Annotated in this window: 11 protein-coding genes; 3 read left to right on the top strand and 8 right to left on the bottom strand. The window is 70.5% G+C overall.

Going from position 1 to position 16,189, the window contains the following annotated elements; translation table 11 throughout:
* The first annotated feature begins 189 nt into the window (after window positions 1–189).
* Both ACGGCP_RS23485 and ACGGCP_RS23490 read left to right on the top strand, forming a co-directional pair.
* Window positions 190–1,824, top strand: a complete 1,635-nt coding sequence (locus ACGGCP_RS23485) for a glycosyltransferase family 2 protein (protein WP_392969922.1) — start codon at window positions 190–192, stop codon at window positions 1,822–1,824.
* Between the two features lie 134 nt (window positions 1,825–1,958).
* Complete coding sequence (locus ACGGCP_RS23490; RefSeq protein ID WP_392969925.1) at window positions 1,959–3,536, top strand: glycosyltransferase family 2 protein; 1,578 nt, start codon at window positions 1,959–1,961, stop codon at window positions 3,534–3,536.
* Window positions 3,537–3,593: 57 nt separating this feature from the next.
* On the opposite strand, the gene ACGGCP_RS23495 is transcribed toward ACGGCP_RS23490, so the two are convergent.
* From ACGGCP_RS23495 to ACGGCP_RS23520, 6 genes are all read right to left on the bottom strand, one after another.
* A complete protein-coding gene (locus tag ACGGCP_RS23495; RefSeq protein WP_392969928.1) occupies window positions 3,594–5,540 on the bottom strand; it encodes a glycosyltransferase family 2 protein in 1,947 nt (648 codons plus the stop codon).
* Window positions 5,541–5,691: 151 nt separating this feature from the next.
* The gene (locus ACGGCP_RS23500; RefSeq protein ID WP_392969931.1) at window positions 5,692–6,387 is read right to left on the bottom strand and encodes an NTP transferase domain-containing protein; all 696 of its coding nucleotides are present in this window, start codon (window positions 6,385–6,387) and stop codon (window positions 5,692–5,694) included.
* A gap of 76 nt (window positions 6,388–6,463) precedes the next feature.
* Window positions 6,464–9,220, bottom strand: coding sequence for a type I DNA topoisomerase (gene topA / locus ACGGCP_RS23505; protein WP_392969934.1), 2,757 nt, complete (start codon window positions 9,218–9,220; stop codon window positions 6,464–6,466).
* A 122-nt stretch (window positions 9,221–9,342) separates the two neighbouring features.
* Window positions 9,343–11,667 carry a sodium-translocating pyrophosphatase gene (locus ACGGCP_RS23510; protein ID WP_392969936.1) on the bottom strand — a complete coding sequence of 775 codons (2,325 nt, stop codon included), beginning with the start codon at window positions 11,665–11,667 and terminating at the stop codon, window positions 9,343–9,345.
* Between the two features lie 186 nt (window positions 11,668–11,853).
* Window positions 11,854–12,372: an ATP-binding protein gene (locus ACGGCP_RS23515; RefSeq protein ID WP_392969939.1), complete on the bottom strand. Its 519-nt coding sequence runs from the start codon at window positions 12,370–12,372 to the stop codon at window positions 11,854–11,856.
* Window positions 12,369–12,728 (bottom strand): STAS domain-containing protein, encoded by a 360-nt coding sequence (locus ACGGCP_RS23520; protein ID WP_289957367.1) that lies wholly within the window; start codon window positions 12,726–12,728, stop codon window positions 12,369–12,371. Before ACGGCP_RS23520 ends, ACGGCP_RS23515 begins: the two co-directional genes overlap by 4 nt.
* A 175-nt stretch (window positions 12,729–12,903) precedes the next feature.
* Between ACGGCP_RS23520 and ACGGCP_RS23525 the strand changes: the two genes are divergently transcribed.
* A complete protein-coding gene (locus tag ACGGCP_RS23525; RefSeq protein WP_392969942.1) occupies window positions 12,904–15,255 on the top strand; it encodes a DEAD/DEAH box helicase in 2,352 nt (783 codons plus the stop codon).
* 6 nt (window positions 15,256–15,261) lie between these two features.
* Here the strand turns inward: ACGGCP_RS23525 and ACGGCP_RS23530 are convergent, their stop codons facing one another.
* Together ACGGCP_RS23530 and ACGGCP_RS23535 are read right to left on the bottom strand one after the other, a co-directional pair.
* A complete protein-coding gene (locus ACGGCP_RS23530) occupies window positions 15,262–15,852 on the bottom strand; it encodes an FABP family protein (protein WP_392969945.1) in 591 nt (196 codons plus the stop codon).
* A 97-nt stretch (window positions 15,853–15,949) separates the two neighbouring features.
* Complete coding sequence (locus tag ACGGCP_RS23535) at window positions 15,950–16,183, bottom strand: Arc family DNA-binding protein (protein ID WP_392969948.1); 234 nt, start codon at window positions 16,181–16,183, stop codon at window positions 15,950–15,952.
* Window positions 16,184–16,189: the final 6 nt, after the last annotated feature.

Here is a 16,189-nt window from a genome sequence, read left to right on the forward strand (position 1 = left end):
GCATCGACACGTGACGGAAACACATTCTTCAAGAACTCCGTGAGGGCTGTCACTCCTCAATGCCCGGTGGAGAAAACGCCCGTGAAACGGCGGATGAATGCAACTTTTCTGATTGCCGCGGCGTACCTTCTGTAGGCCTGCCCGCCAGAGGGTATCGAGCCGTGTACCCGATCAGGATCAGGATTCAGAATGTCAACGCCGCTCGTCTCGGTCGTCATGCCCGTCCACAATGCCATGCCCTACCTGCTCAAGGGGCTGCAGTCCGTCGTGGACCAGTCCATCGGGGCCGAGAACCTCGAGATCATCGCGGTCGACGACGGGTCGACCGACGGCAGCGGCGAGGCCCTCGACAAGTTCGCCCTCGACCACCCCGACCTCCTCAGGGTCGTCCACCAGGAGGCCTCCGGGACGCCCAGCGCCCCGCGCAACCTGGCGATGGACATGGCCCGGGGCCGCTACATCCAGTTCCTCGACGCCGACGACTACCTCGGCGAGGAGGCCCTGGAACGGATGGTCGCCGTGGCCGAGAAGCACGGATCGGACGTCGTCCTGGGCAAGCTCGTCAGCGTCGGCGGCCGCCGCGTCGCGGGGTCGATGTTCGACCGCGACCAGCCGCGCGCCGACCTCTACTCCTCCCGGGTGTACTGGTCCCTGGGCGCGTGGAAGATGTACCGCCGGGAGATGCTCGACCAGCACGGACTGCGCTTCCGCACCGACCGCCGCACCGGCGAGGACCGCCCGTTCGTATTCCTGTCGTACTTCCACGCCCGCAACATCTCCGTGGTCGCCGAGTACGACTGCTACTACATGGTGCAGCGCGACGACGGCGGCAACCTCACCCTCGGCGGGATGGGCACCCCCAGGGACCGCAGCTTCAACAACGACAGCCCCCTGGAGATGATGGTCCCGCTCGTCGGCTCCACGGTCCCCGCGGGCGCCCGCCGCGACCACCTCATGTTCCGCCACTGGGAGGTGGAGGGCGAGATCGAGTTCCGCATCATCGCGAACGACCGCTCCCGGGACCGGCAGGAGGCCCGCCTGGAGCAGCTGCGGCTCCTGCTGGAGGAGTGGTACTCCCCGCGCGGCACCAAGCACCTCAAGGCCCATATGCACCTGCTCTACCACCTGGCGCGGACCGGAACGCTCGACGAGGTCCTGCTCGCCCACGAGCACCGCGACAGCGTTCCGCTCGTCGGCCGCGGCGGCCGCCTCTACGCCGTCCTGCCGGGCCGCGAGGACGAGGCGGGCCCGGGCCCGGGCCCCTGGGTCGACGTCACCGACATCTCGCGGCCCGAGCACTGGCTCGACGGCGTGGAGGCCGCGGGCACCGCGCTGCGCCTGAAAGGCAGCTGCTGGTTCCGCAAGATCCCCAACGACCAGGTGGAGCTGCGGCTGGAACTGCGCCGCCGCCGTGACGGCGAGGTCAAGCGGATCCCACTGCAGCACGAGAACGGACGGTTCGCCACCGAACTGGACCTCGACCACGCCCTCGGCCCGATCGACCGGGCCAAGGGCGCGTGGGACGTCGAACTGGTCGCCTCCGTCGGCGACTTCGAGCGGCGCGCCCCGTTCGGCGGCTCCCTCGGAGCCCCTATGCGCGGCAGGCCGGTGCCCGTCCACCGATTCGAGGTCCCCCGCCAGGAGCGGCGCCCGATCACCGTGACGCAGTACTTCACGGCGGCGAAGGGCCGCCTGGCGCTGCAGGTCGGCGGACGGCGGGTGCGGCAGGGGGTCGGCGGGCACTCGCGGCTGCGGCGGGCGATCGGGACCCGCCTGAAACCGCGCCAGCGGCTCCGCCGGATCAAGCGGCTGCTGCGCCGCTGAACCGGCGTTCACCCGAGTCGGCAGTGCCTTACGGCGGACTCCGGATGCACAGGTGAGCGGAACGGCGGCATCCGTCGGGCGGGTTACGATAGTGGACCTTCCGTATATCCGACACATGAACTTCTCGAGGGCCGATGTCCGCACCTGCACCCACAGTCAGCGTCGTCATTCCCGTGCACAACGCGATGCCTTACCTGCTCAAGACCGTCAACTCCGTCCTGGAGCAGACGATCGGCAAGGACCGGCTCGAAGTCATCGCGGTCGACGACGGGTCGACCGACGGGAGCGGCGAGGCCCTCGACGAGTTCGCCGCCGCCGAGCCGGGCACCGTGCGGGTCGTGCACCAGGAGGCCTCCGGCGGTCCCAGCGCCCCGCGCAACCGCGGCATGGACCTGGCCCGCGGCGAGTTCCTGTTCTTCCTCGACGCCGACGACTACTTCGGGCCCGAGGCCCTGGAGCGCCTCGTGAAGGCCGCGAACGAGAACCGCTCCGACGTGGTGCTGGGCAAGGGCGTGGGCGAAGGCGGGCGCGTCCCGCCGATGTCCATGTTCAAGGCGAACCAGCCGCGCGCGGACCTGTACTCGTCCCGCGTGTACTGGACGCTGGCTCCGTGGAAGCTGTACCGGCGCTCGCTCGTCGAGCAGCACCGTCTGCGCTTCCCCACCGGGGTGCGGATCGGCGAGGACCAGCCGTTCGGGTTCTGGGCGTACTTCCACGCGTCGAACATCTCGGTGGTGGCCGACTACGACTGCGTGCATGTGATCCGCCGCGAGGACGGCGGCAACATCACCTCCGGGTCCGGGCTGGACCCGCGGCGCTGGGAGCACTCGGACACCCGGACCCTGACGACGATGGTGGACCTGGTCGGCAAGAACGTCCCGGCGGGCCCGAAGCAGGACCATCTCATGCACCGCCACTGGGAGGTCGAGGGCGTAGGCGTCCTCAACCGGGTGATGCGCATTCCGACGGCGGAGGTCCGCGACGAGCAGGTCGCGTTGACGCGAGCGCTGCTCGACCGCTGGTACACGCCGGAGACGGCGCGGCGCCTGCGCCCGGACCTGCGACTGTCCTACCACCTCGTGCAGCACGGGACCACCGACGAGGTGCTGCAGTCGCGCAAGCAGAAGGACAGCATCAGCCTGGTAGGGCGCGGCGACCGCGTGTACGCCGTCCTGCCCGGCAGCGAGGCGACGGCGGGAGTCGCCGCCGGCCCGTGGGTCGACATCACGGACGGAGTGTCGCTCAAGCACTGGCTCGACGGCGTGGACGTGGACGGCACGGTGCTGCGGGTGTCCGGCACGGGGCGGCTCTCGCGGGTCCCGTCCGACCGGCTGCGACTGCGGCTGGCGTTGCGCCGGCGCGGCACGAAGGAGGTCCGCGAGTTCCCGCTGGAACACGAGGACGGGGTGTTCACCGCCGCGATCGACGTGGCCCGTGACCTGGGCGAGCCGAAGGCCGCAGTGTGGGATTTCGAGATCGTCGCCGCGATCGACGAGTTCGAGCGCCGCGCCAAGTTCGGGTCCTCGCTGGGCAAGCCGATGCAAGCTCGGGGACGCTCGGTGCATACGCTGCGCGAGCACGGGCGCCTGCGGGCCCCGGCGGTCGCGAAGCAGTACTTCACGGAGGGCGCGAAGCGGCTCGCGGTGCGTGTCTACGGCCCGCCCTCGCTGCGGCGCACCCTGGGCGCGTTGAAGCGGCGCGTCCTCGGATAACGCACGATGCGGAACGGCCGCGGCATCAGCCGCGGCCGTTCCTTTTTCGTCAGTTCGCTAGCGCTGCTTGAGCATCCGCTTGGCCTTGCGAACGGCCCGGCGCGCGAGCGAGGGACGCCGGGGTTCAGCGGTCTCGTCCCTGCCGAGGTCCGGTTTCAGGTGGACGACGGCCGGCTCCCGGCCGGACCGCTGCTCGAGGGCGAGCGGCAGGGGGATCTCGGGGCCGCCGGTGAAGCCGACGGCGACCTTCCACCGACCCGGGCCGAGACCGTCCGCAGCGAGCTTCACCTGCAGTTCGCCGACGCCCTTGACCGGTTCGACGAGCGCAGGCGATTCGACGCGGCGCCCGTCGGTGTCGTGCGTGAACGCGACTACGGCCTCGCCGGACCCGGACACGTAGCTGGGGAGGCCGATACGGAGGGCGCCGCCTTCGATGCGGGCCGCTTCGGGCCGCAGTCTCGCGAAGTACCTGGCGGGCTGCGAGGTGGCGGCGGCTATGTCGAGCGAGAGGTTCCCGTACGGCCGGGTCCAGTAGGGCACGGCCAGTCGTCCGGCGACGACGCCGGCGGCGCGGCGGCCTTCGACGGCGGTGGCCCGCAGCGACCCGAGCCGGACCTCCTTGGTCCATCCGGAGAAGCTGAGGCGCACGAGGAGGTCCCAGACGCCCCGGCCGAGGGGTTTGCCGCCCGCGGCCGTCTCAGGGTCGACTGGGGCGTTGCAGCGCAGTACCAGCCGTGTCGCGGTGCCGTCGGTGACGGCTTCGCGCTGGATCTCGACGTTCTGGAAGAAGTCGGCGCCGGTGGATCGTTCGCGGACGACGAGGTCGACCTTGGCGGTGTCGAATCCGGCGCCGACCAGGCCGAGGTCGTCGAGGGCCGATCGGGCCCCGGGCGAGAGTGGCAGGTCCGGACGGTACCCGGAGGGGCCGCCGCGGAAGACCAGCGGCTTGCCGTGGGCCTCGTACCAGGCCTGGAAGTCGAGCCAGAGTGCGCCGTTGTGCCAGGCGAGCCCTTCGAGGGACGCTGCGGGTCTGAGCTTGGGCTCCCAGGCGGCGAGGGCTTCGAGGTCGGCGAGGCGGTCGGCGAGGGTGAGGCCCGCGACGATCCGCTGGACGGGCTGGAGGCCGGCGGCGACGCCGGGGCCGAGGCGGGCGGCGGTGCGCCGGACGGCGGCGAACATCTGGGCTCGGTAGTCGGCGGGCTGGTCGAGGAAGCGGCGCCCGCGGAGGGGCTCGACCATCTCGACGCGCAGCCAGCGGCGCAGGACCCTGTCGCGAGCGGGTCCGGGCTCGGTGTACTTCTCGACGACGTCGATGGACTTGCCGAGCTTGGCGAAGTAGTCGTCGGGGTCGACTCGCTGCTGGCTGATGTTGACGCCGTCGTCGCGGCGGACGTGGTAGTAGCAGGTGTAGTCGGCGAGGACGGCGACGCTGCGGGCGCGGAGGTACGCCTCGGAGACGAAGAGGTGGTCCTCCAGGCGGTGCTTGCCGACGGGGAAGCGGATGCCGGTCTCGGTGAGGAACTCGCGCCGGATCATCTTGTGGCACGTGAGGCTGTCCATCAGAGGAGCATTGTGGACGGTGCATTTGGGTCGGCTGCGGCGGAACAGCTCCTTGGGAACCGCCCGGCCCCGGCCCGCCATCTTGCCGACGACGATGTCGGCGCCGTTGTCGGTCCCGTACCGGTGCATCCGCTCGAGCGCCTCGTCCCCCAGGTAGTCGTCATCGTCGACGAACATGACGTACTCGCCGCGGGCGCGCTCGATACCGGTGTTGCGGGGCTTGCCCGGCCAGCCGGAGTTGGCCTGGTGGATCACGTGGAAGTGGGAGTGCTCGGCGGCGAGCCGGTCGAGCATCTCACCGGTGCCGTCGGTGGAGCCGTCGTCGACGAACAGCGCCTCGAACTCGTCCGGCGCCAGACTCTGCCGCAGCAGCGCGTCGACGTTGTCCTGAAGGTTCGCGCCAGTGTTGTAGACCGGGACGATTACGGATACTTTGATCGTCATATCGAGGTTGACCTCGCGTCAAGATCAGGGCCGTGCGGCCGACGGTTCCAGGCCGACCGCTCTGGGCTCCGCTCCAGTGCGGGCAAACGGTCGACCGGTTGCGTCGATGATATTCGGTCGCGGCGCGCGTTCCGGGACACGGCCCCGCGGCCTAGCGGAAGCGGCGGTTGGCCTCGGAGAGGTCCTCGGCGAAGTCGACCTCGATCACGTCGTGCGCGGAGATGTCGATGGCCTCGAAGTGGACGCCGTCCTTCTCGATGGCCAGCTCGATGCCGCGCTCGAAGTAGTCCTGGTCGCCGACCTCGGCGAGGCGCTTGGCGAGGACCGGGCGGTCCGCGGAGGAGACGTAGTTGACGCCCACGGCCTCGCCCAGGGCGCCGTCGCGGACCTCTTTCGACAGCTTCCGGATGTATCCGTCGGGGCCGAGGGTGTACTTGATCTCCTCTTCGGCGACCGAGGCGGTGTTGACGGAGATGAAGGACCGGTCCATCGCGATGTGCGGCAGCAGCGCGTCGAGGACGCGCGGGTCGAACACCACGTCGCCGTTGAGCCACAGGACCCCGCCGGGGCCGAGGATCGTGAAGGCCTTGAGCAGGCTCTTTGAAGTGTTGGTGTCGCCGTACGCCTGGTTGTAGATGAAGCCGACGTCGGGCACCTCCTCCATGATCATCTCCTTCTTGAAACCGACCACGAGGTGGATGGAGTGGCGGCTGAAGCGAGAGGTCAGGAGCCGGAGCGAGCGTCCGAGGATGGTCTCCCCGGAGGCCAGGGGCGTCAGCGGCTTCGGGTGGGGCTTCCCGAGGCGCGAACCCACGCCCGCCGCCAGGATCACGATATTGGTCGACATACGGCCTCTGTTCTACCGGGAGGGACAAGCTGCGGGGCTGGCGCACCGAGACTACCCGTCTCGGCGCGCCGCCCCCTCACTCCTCTGGAGCGGCCTTCTTCACGGCTTTCTTGGCGGCCTTCTTCACCGTCTTCTTCGCGGCGGTCTTCTTGGCCGCGGTCTTCTTCGCGGCGGCCTTCTTCACCGTCTTCTTGGCGGCGGTCTTCTTCGCGGCCTTCTTGGCGGGCACGGCGCCCGAGGACACCTTCTCGCGGCGCTCGGCGAGCAGCTCGGCGGCGCGGTCGATCGTCAGGTCCTCGATCGAGTCGGTCTTGCGGATCGACGCGTTCGTCTCGCCGTCGGTCACGTACGGGCCGAAGCGCCCGTCCTTGAGCGTGACCTCCTTGCCCGTCACCGGGTCGGGGCCGAGCTCCTTGAGGAGGGTCTGGGCGCGCTGCTGGCGTCCCCGCGTCTTCGGCTGCGCCAAGAGCTTCTCGGCCTCGTCGAGCGTGAGCGTGAACAGCTGCTCCTCGTTCTCGAGGGACCGGAAGTCGCGGTTCTTCTTGACGTAGGGGCCGTGCGGGCCCAGGCCCGTGCGGATCTCCTCGCCCTCGGCGTCCTTGCCGACCAGGCGCGGCAGCGTCAGGAGCTTCACCGCGTCGGCGAGGGTGATCTCCGAGAGCTTCTGGCCCGTCAAGAGCGACGAGGACTTCTCGCCGCTGGTCACGTACGGGCCGTAGCGGCCGGTCTTGGCGAACACCGGCTCGTTCGTCTCGGGGTGCGTGCCCAGCTCGCCCTCGTTCTCGGCCAGCTCGAACAGCTCCTGGCCCTTCTCGGGCGTCAGCTCGTCCGGGGCCATCGACTCGGGGATGGACGGACGCTTGCCCGGCTCGGCGGGCTCCTCCTGCCCCGGCGTCGTGCGCTCCAGGTACGGGCCGTACCGGCCGACGCGCGCGACCACGTTGCGGCCCTTGTCGTCGGTGTACAGCGGGATCGAGTTGACCTCGCGGGCGTCGATCTTCGCCAGCTCTTCCTCGATCATGTGCCGCAGCCCGCCGGAGGCGGCCACGGTCCCCTCCTTGTCCTGCCCGCCGAAGTAGAACTTGCGCAGGAACTCCTCGCGGGACTCCTGCCCGGCGGCGACCTCGTCGAGCTCGTTCTCCATCCCGGCGGTGAAGTCGTAGTCGACCAGGCGCGGGAAGTGGCGCTCCATGAGGCCGATGACGGCGAACGCGCGGAAGGCCGGGACGAGCGCCTGGCCCTTCTTGAACACGTACTCGCGGTCCTGGATGGTCTGCATGATCGACGCGTACGTCGACGGGCGCCCGATCCCGCGCTCCTCGAGGGCCTTCACGAGGCTCGCCTCGGTGTAGCGCGCGGGCGGCTGCGTGGTGTGCCCGGCGGCCTCCAGGCCCTGCTCGGACAGGTGCTGGCGCTCGGCCAGCTCCGGGAGGCGCTTCTCCGCGTCGTCCGCGTCGCCGTCCTCGATGGACTCGACGTAGGCGAGGAGGAAGCCCGGGTTCGTGATGGTCTTGCCGGACGCGCCGAAGTCGGCTTCCTCGCCGTCGGCGGTCGTGGCGCGGGTGCGCACCGAGGTCGAGTTCCCGGTCGCGTCGACCATCTGGGACGCGAGCGTGCGCCGCCAGATCAGCTCGTACAGCCGGTACTCCTCGGCCGAGAGCTGGCCCTTGAGCTGGTTCGGGGTCTTGAAGCGGTCGCCGGAGGGCCGGATGGCCTCGTGCGCCTCCTGCGCGTTCTTCACTTTGCGCGCGTACCGGCGCGGCTCCGAGGGCACGTACTGCGCGCCGTAGAGCTCGGCGGCCTGGGCGCGCGCGGCGTTGATCGCGGTGTTCGACAGGTTCGTCGAGTCGGTCCGCATATAGGTGATGTGGCCGTTCTCGTAGAGCCGCTGGGCGACCCGCATGACCTGCGCGCTGGAGAGGCGGAGCTTGCGCCCGGCCTCCTGCTGCAGCGTCGAGGTGATGAAGGGCGCGTACGGCTTGCGCCGGTACGGCTTCTTCTCGACCTTGAGCACGGTGAAGTCGCGGCCCTCGAGGCGGTGCGCGAGGCCCCGGGCCCCGGCTTCGTCGAGGTGGACGACGTTGCCCTTGACCTGCCCGGTGGCGGCGTCGAAGTCCTTGCCGGTGGCGACGCGGTCGCCGTCGACGGCGATGAGGGTGGCCTTGAACCGCTGGTCGTCGTCGGTGGCCAGGTTGACGCTGACGTCCCAGTAGTCGGCGGCGCGGAACGCCATGCGGGCCCGCTCGCGCTCGACGACCAGGCGCGTGGCCACGGACTGGACGCGCCCGGCCGACAGCCGGGGCATGACCTTCTTCCACAGGACCGGGGAGACCTCGTAGCCGTAGAGCCGGTCGAGGATGCGCCGCCCCTCCTGGGCGTCGACCAGGTCCTGGTTGAGCTCGCGCGGGTTCGCGGCGGCCTCGGCGATGGCCTGCGGCGTGATCTCGTGGAAGACCATGCGCTTGACCGGGACCTTCGGCTTCAGGGTCTCGAGCAGGTGCCAGGCGATGGCCTCCCCCTCGCGGTCCTCATCGGTGGCGAGGAAGAGCTCGTCGACTTCCGCGAGGTAGCCCTTGAGCTTCTTGACGTGGGCCGACCGGTCGGGGTTGACGATGTACAGCGGCGCGAAGTCGTTGTCGACGTCCACGCCGAGCCGCGACCAGGCCTTGTCCTTGTACTTGGCCGGGATCTCCTTCGCGCTGCGCGGAAGGTCCCGGATGTGCCCGAGCGAGGAGTCGACGATGTAGCCGGGGCCGAGATAGGAGGCGATCGTCTTGGCCTTCGCCGGGGACTCCACGATGACAAGGCGCTTGATGTCCGCCACTGCTCCCACCGTTCACTCGGAAAATGCACTCGATTCGTTACGGTAGCTCACGCTTCCGCATTGCGTCCCCTGAGTATGGGTGTGCCCCGGTCCGATCGGCCGGGGCACACGCTGACGAATCCCAGAATCAGTTAGCCGACTTCGACCGACTCACGCTGTTCCGGGGCGCGGGCTTCCCCCGCCTCCACCACCGCGGAACGGCGCTTGGAGACGACGATCGCGGTGACCAGGACGGCCACGGCGAGCCCGGCGATGATCCAGCGGACCGGGCCGTCGGCCTCGGCGCCGACGCCGTCGACCGTGTAGACGACCACGGCCGGGGCGATGATGAGGCTCACCAGGTTCATGACCTTGAGGAGCGGGTTGATGGCCGGGCCCGCGGTGTCCTTGAACGGGTCGCCGACGGTGTCGCCGATCACGGCCGCGGCGTGGGCCTCGGAGCCCTTGCCGCCGTGGTTGCCGTCCTCGACGTCCTTCTTCGCGTTGTCCCACGCGCCGCCGGAGTTGGCGAGCATGACGGCCATGAGCACGCCGCACGCGATCGCGCCCGCGAGGTACGCCGCGAGCGGGCCCACGCCGAGGCCGAAGCCGACCGCGATGGGCGCGGTGATGGCGAGGAGGCCGGGCGTGGCGAGTTCGCGCTGGGCGTCGCGGGTGCAGATGTCGACGACGCGGCCGTACTCGGGCCGCTGGGTGCCCTCCATGATCCCCGGGAACCGCTTGAACTGGTCGCGGACCTCGTTGACGACGGCCCCGGCGGAGCGGGCGACGGCGTTCACGGCGAGGCCGGAGAACAGGAACACCACGGACGCGCCGATGATGAAGCCCACGATGTTCGCCGGATCGGCGATGTTCAGCGCGGACAGGAGCGCCTCGCCCATGAGGCCTTCACCGGCGACGGCGTCGGTGTACGAGCCGAACAGGGCGGTAGCGGCCAGGACCGCGGTCGCGATCGCGATGCCCTTGGTGATGGCCTTGGTGGTGTTGCCGACCGCGTCGAGGTCGGTGAGCGTGCGGGCGGCGTCGCCCTCCACGTCGCCGGACATCTCGGCGACGCCCTGCGCGTTGTCGCTGATGGGCCCGAAGGTGTCCATGGCGACGATGACGCCGACCGTGGTGAGCAGGCCGCAGCCCGCGAGCGCGACCGCGAAGAGGCTGACGAGGATCTCGCCGCCGCCGAGCAGGTACGCGCCGAGGACCGCCGCGGCGATGCACAGCGCAGTGTAGACGGCCGACTCCAGGCCGAGCGAGAAGCCCGACAGGATGTTGGTGGCCGCGCCGGTGCGCGTCGAGGCCGAGACGGCCTTGGTCGGCTTGTAGCGGGTGTCGGTGTAGTAGCCGGTGAGGGCCATGATGACCGCGGCCAGCGCGATGCCGATGACGACGGCGACGATGGCGAAGACCTGCGGGTTCACGGGCACGTCCGCGGTGTCGACGGCGGTGCCGAGCGAGGCCCAGTCGGACGGGACGTACCACAGGACGGCGACGACGGTGAGCAGCGCGGAGACGACCGCGGAGAGGTAGAACGCCCTGTTGATGGCCGTGAGGCCGGAGGCGTCGGAGGCCCGCATGCGGGTGATGATGACGCCGAGGATGGCGCAGACGATGCCGACGGAGGCGACGAGCAGCGGCAGGACCAGGCCGGTCTCGCCGAACGCGGCGCGGCCGAGGATGAGGCTCGCGACGAGCACGACCGCGTAGGACTCGAAGAGGTCGGCGGCCATGCCGGCGCAGTCGCCGACGTTGTCGCCCACGTTGTCGGCGATGGTCGCCGGGTTGCGGGGGTCGTCCTCGGGGATGCCCTGCTCGACCTTGCCGACGAGGTCGGCGCCGACGTCGGCGGCCTTGGTGAAGATGCCGCCGCCGACGCGCATGAACATGGCCAGGAGCGCGGCGCCGAAGCCGAAGCCCTCCAGGACCACGGGCGCGTCGCCGTTGTAGATGAAGACGACGACGGCCGCGCCGAGCAGGCCCAGGCCCACGGTGAGGAACCCGACCACGCCGCCGGTGCGGAAGGCCAGGTGCATCGCGGTGGTGGGCTCGCCGTCGCGGGCCGCGGCGGCCACGCGCACGTTGGCGCGGGTGGCCATGTTCATGCCGGCCCAGCCGATGAAGGAGCTGAACAGCGCGCCGACGATGAAGAACACGCTGCGTCCGATGCGGACGTCCGTGCCTCCTTCGGCGGGGAGCAGGAACAGCAGGACCACGGCGATGACGACGAAGATGCCGAGGGCGCGGAACTGGCGGCGCAGGTATGCCGAGGCGCCTTCCTGGACGGCCCCGGAGATCTCGCGCATCTTGTCGGTGCCGGTGCCGGCCGCGAGGATGCTCTTGACGAGCGCGGCGGCGCCGCCCAGGGCGACCAGCGCGAGCGCTGCGGCGACCACGACGAGGCTGAGGTTCGAGCCCGCGAGCTCACCTACGCCCTCGTCGCCATTGGCGAGCAACGTATGCATGTATTCCTCCAGATGTCGACCCGCGGGGCACCGCGGGTCGGAAACACGTAAAGGGCCGCGGGACGGGTAGGACTGCGGCCGGGGGCCGGGCCTACACGGCCCGGCAGACTTAACGTGCGGAGTGTAACGATGTGAGCGCTTTAGGAGTGGGGACGGTCACGCCCCTCTGCGGGCGTGGTCAATGCCTCAGTGGTCGGCCGCGGAGCCGGAGCCGGGGAGGGGCCAGGACATGCTGACGGTCGTCCGCCCGTCGGGGTCGGGACCGGTCACGACCAGGTCTTCGACCAGTCCGCCCAGGACGATGAGGGTGATCTCCTCGGAGAGGGTGTCCTCTTCGATGGCGTCGTGATCGTTCGCTCGCGCATCGCCGCCGCCGACGCCCGCGCCGATCCGGCCGTTCGAGCGCGCGCGCAGATCCTGCGCGTTATCCGTGATTTTCGCAACAAAACGATCACCGATCGAAAACTCCACGCGCACGAGGTCGTCGATGCCCCGGTCCCTGTGCCGCAGCACCGCGCGCGTGCACGCTTCGCCGACCGCCTGCCGCACCTCGTCGAGCAGGCCGGTGGCGACCCCGGCGTGCGCGGCCACGTCGGCGGCCACGAGCCGGGCCGCGCGGACGTAGGCGGCGGCGGGGGTGAACGCGAACCGGACGGTGACCGCCTCAGTCCGTCCCCCAGTGCGGTCGTGCTTGGAGCCGTTCACTCGCCGGGCACCGCTTCCCGGACATCGAGCACCTTGTCGAGGCCGGTGAGATCCAGGAGCTTGCGGATGCGCGGGTTGGCGCACACGACGACGAGGCTGCCGCCGGAGTCGGAGAGGCGGCGGCGGGCGCCGATGAGGACGCCGAGGCCGGTGGAGTCGCAGAACTCGGTGGGCGTCAGGTCGATCGCGACCCGCATGCGGCCCTCGGAGGAGAGTTGGCGGACGGCCTCGCGCAGCTGCGGCGCGGTGTACATGTCGATCTCGCCGGTCACGCTGATGACCGCGTAGTCGCCGACCTCGGAGAGGCTGAGCCCCAGCTCGGGCTCGGCCGCGCCGTCGCCTGATGTTCCCCTCACGCCGCAGCTCCCCTCTCTCGGCTTCGCATGTCGCCAGTGCCTCGCGAACACTGTGTCTTGGCCCATAAGCGTACTGCGTTCCCAGTGGAGCGGAGCCGGGAGCGTATGACCGAAATGCGGACGCGCGGCTTCAGCGGCACCGGAGCGTGTCGGTGGGCTGCGGCATCATTGGACGGTGTCAGTCGACCAGCTCATAGCCGCTCTCGAGTCCGAGGAGGGAGGACTGCGCCACGTGCGCCGCCTCCCGCCTCGGGAGTCCGTGCGCACCGAATGGCCCGAGTGGGTGCCCGATACGGTTCGGGATGCTTTGGGCGGCATCGGGATCACGCGCCCGTGGCCGCACCAGGCGGAGGCCGCGACGCACGCGTTCGAGGGCCGGGACGTGGTCGTCTCGACCGGTACAGCCTCGGGCAAGAGCCTCGCCTATCTGCTGCCGCTGCTCACCGAAGCGGCCGCAGCGCCGATTGACGGCTCGCAAGCGTCGCCGAGACCCGGCGAAGGCCGGACCCTGTACCTCGCGCCCACGAAGGCGCTCGCCGCCGACCAGGCCCGCGCCGTCAGCGAGTTCGAGGTCCCGGGCCTCATCCCGGCGATCGTCGACGGCGACACGCCGTTCGAGCACCGGCAGTGGGCGCAGCGGTTCGCGAACCTGGTCCTGTCGAACCCTGACCTGCTCCACCACTCGCTGCTCCCCCGCCACCGCATGTGGCGCTCGCTCCTGAAGAACCTCAGGTACGTCGTGGTCGACGAGTGCCACGTCTACCGGGGCGTGTTCGGCGCACACGTCGCGCTCACCCTGCGCCGGCTGCTGCGCCTCGCCGAGCACTACGGCGCGAACCCCACGGTGATCGCGGCCAGCGCGACCGCCGCCGACCCGGCGGCGTCGCTGTCGGTCCTCACGGGCCGCCCGGCCGTCGCGGTGACGCGGGACTGCTCGCCACATCCGGGCGCGACCGTGGCGCTGTGGGAGCCGGTCACGTACGAGATCGAGGGCGAGCCGCAGCAGGCGTCGACGTTGAGCGAGACGGCGCGGATGCTGGCGCAGCTGACGCGCCGGGGCGTGCGCACGCTCGCGTTCGTGCCGTCGCGCCGGGGCGCGGAGATCGTTGCGGCGGAAGCGAAGTCGCGGCTGGGCGCGGACCCGGCGGCGGGCCGGATCGCCGCCTACCGGGCGGGGTACCTGCGCGAGCACCGCCGCGAGCTGGAGTCGGACCTGCGGGACGGCAAGCTCCTGGGGGTGGCGACGACGAACGCCCTGGAGCTGGGCATCGACGTGACGGGTCTGGACGCGGTCCTGCTGTGCGGCTACCCGGGGCGGCTCGCGTCGTTCTGGCAGCAGATCGGGCGGGCGGGCCGGGGCGACACCGAGGCGCTGGCGGTGATGCTGGCGAAGGACGATCCGCTGGACACGTTCCTGGTGCACCATCCGGAGGCGATCTTCGACCGGCCGGTGGAGGCGAGCGTGTGCGACCCGTCGAACCCGTACGTGCTGGCCGGGCACCTGTGCCTCGCGGCCGAGGAGCTGCCGCTCAAGGACGCGGACCTGGAGAAGATCCCCGGCAGCCGCGACGTGGCCGAGCAGCTGTGCGAGCAGAAGCTGCTGCGCCGCCGCCCGGGCGGGCGGTACTACTGGATCGGCTCGGAGCGGCCGGAGGTGACGCTGCGCGGTTCGGGGCCGATGGGCGTGGACATCGCGGAGACGAAGACGGGCAGGCTGATCGGCACGGTCGACGCGGCGGCCTCGCACCGGCTGGTGCACAAGGGGGCGCTGTACCTGCACCAGGGCGAGTCGTTCATCGTCGACGACCTCGACCTGGAGGACGGGCTGGCGCTCGTGCACGCGGCGAAGCCGCCGTGGACGACGAGCGCGCAGGAGATCACGCACCTGGAGGTCCTGTCGGAGCGCGAGCGCCTGGACATGGGCGACGTGCAGCTGTGCCTGGGCGAGGTGGAGGTGACGTCGAACGTCATCTCCTACCAGCGGCGCAGGCTCCCCTCTGGCGAGGTCATCGACACGCAGCCGCTGGACCTGCCGCCGCAGACGCTGCGCACCGTGGCGGTGTGGTGGACGGTGGAATCCGAAGCGCTGGAAGGCATCCCGGACCTGGCGGGGTCGCTGCACGCGGCCGAGCACGCGTCGATCGGGCTGCTGCCGCTCATCGCGACGTGCGACCGGTGGGACATCGGCGGGCTGTCGACGCCCGCGCACATGGACACGGAGCTCCCGACGGTGTTCGTCTACGACGGGCACCCCGGCGGGGCGGGCTTCGCTGAGCAGGCGTTCCGCAAGTGGACGGACTGGCTCGGGGCGACCCGGGAGGCGATCTACAGCTGCGACTGCCGTTACGGGTGCCCGAGCTGCATCCAGAGCCCCAAGTGCGGCAACGGGAACGAGCCGCTGCACAAGAAGGGCTCGGTCGCCGTCCTCGACCTGCTCCTCAAGGCGGGCGAGGGCCCGGTGAAGGCCACCGTCCACGCCCCGAAGCCCGCCGCGGCCGAGGACGACCTCTGGCCGGGCGACTTCTAGGGCGGGCTAGCCGGAGACGCGGGCGAGGCTGGCGCTCAGGTGCGGGGTGAGCGGCTTGCCTTCGGCGGCGAGCTCCTGGGCGTACATGAGGGCGCCCTCGACGATGCCGTAGAGGCGCTTCCCGGCGGTGACCTCCTTGGCCTGCGGGGAGCGGACGACGGCGTCGGTCGCGATCTCGATGCGGGTGCCGTCTACGTGCCCGTAGTACAGGTCGAGGATGCCGGTGGGGTGCGACAGGAGCACTTCGATCTCGGGGCGGCGGGGGTCCTCGCCCTTGACGACGCGCCACCAGCCGGTCTCCTGGGCGGCGGGGCGGACGGGCTTGCCGTCGGCGTCGATGATCCAGGAGCGGGACTGGTAGCGCAGGAACGGGCGGCCGTCGTGGAGGAAGGCGACCTCTTGGGCGTAGAGGAAGTCCTCGGTGCCGGGGTAGCCGCCCTGGCCGCGGCCGCGCCAGCGGCCGACGAGGGGCAGCAGCGGCAGCAGGTCGTCGTGCAGGTTGGGCCCGCGGCGCAGGTCGTCGGTCTCCTCGAACGGGTAGGGCTCGACCTTCTCGAAGGTCGAGGCGAACTCTTCGGGTACTTCGCGCTCGCTCATTTGTTCCTCGCGGTTCGAATGGTCCAGTAGCCGAGTGCGCCCGCCATGGCGCCTGCGGCGATGACGAGCACGGCCGTCAATGCCGTTTCCATCATGATCATTTTCTCCCAGAGTGCCCGCTCCTCTCAGACCGGGGTGAATTCGGTCCTCCACGGAGGGGCGCATGGGTCGTCGAATCGCCGTCAGGCGGTTCGACGCACGCACCGACCGCGGCGAGGCCCGCCTCAAGCAGGTAGATGATCTCAGAATTGAGCGACCGCCGATCGGCTATCGCTTGCGTGTCCAACCGTGCCCGTAGTTCCTCGGGAAGACGAAGATTCAGTTTGTTCATGGCCCC

The organism is Glycomyces sp. NPDC048151 (genome assembly GCF_043202775.1).
Classification (GTDB): Bacteria; Actinomycetota; Actinomycetes; order Mycobacteriales; family Micromonosporaceae; genus Glycomyces.

Bases quoted from the DNA above. Each gene is read 5' to 3' on its own strand.
- ACGGCP_RS23485 (WP_392969922.1), top strand. From the start codon at position 190: ATGTCAACGCCGCTCGTCTCGGTCGTCATGCCCGTCCACAATGCCATG.
- ACGGCP_RS23490 (WP_392969925.1), top strand. From the start codon at position 1,959: ATGTCCGCACCTGCACCCACAGTCAGCGTCGTCATTCCCGTGCACAAC.
- ACGGCP_RS23495 (WP_392969928.1), bottom strand. From the start codon at position 5,540: ATGACGATCAAAGTATCCGTAATCGTCCCGGTCTACAACACTGGCGCG.
- ACGGCP_RS23500 (WP_392969931.1), bottom strand. From the start codon at position 6,387: ATGTCGACCAATATCGTGATCCTGGCGGCGGGCGTGGGTTCGCGCCTC.
- ACGGCP_RS23510 (WP_392969936.1), bottom strand. From the start codon at position 11,667: ATGCATACGTTGCTCGCCAATGGCGACGAGGGCGTAGGTGAGCTCGCG.
- ACGGCP_RS23530 (WP_392969945.1), bottom strand. From the start codon at position 15,852: ATGAGCGAGCGCGAAGTACCCGAAGAGTTCGCCTCGACCTTCGAGAAG.
- ACGGCP_RS23535 (WP_392969948.1), bottom strand. From the start codon at position 16,183: ATGAACAAACTGAATCTTCGTCTTCCCGAGGAACTACGGGCACGGTTG.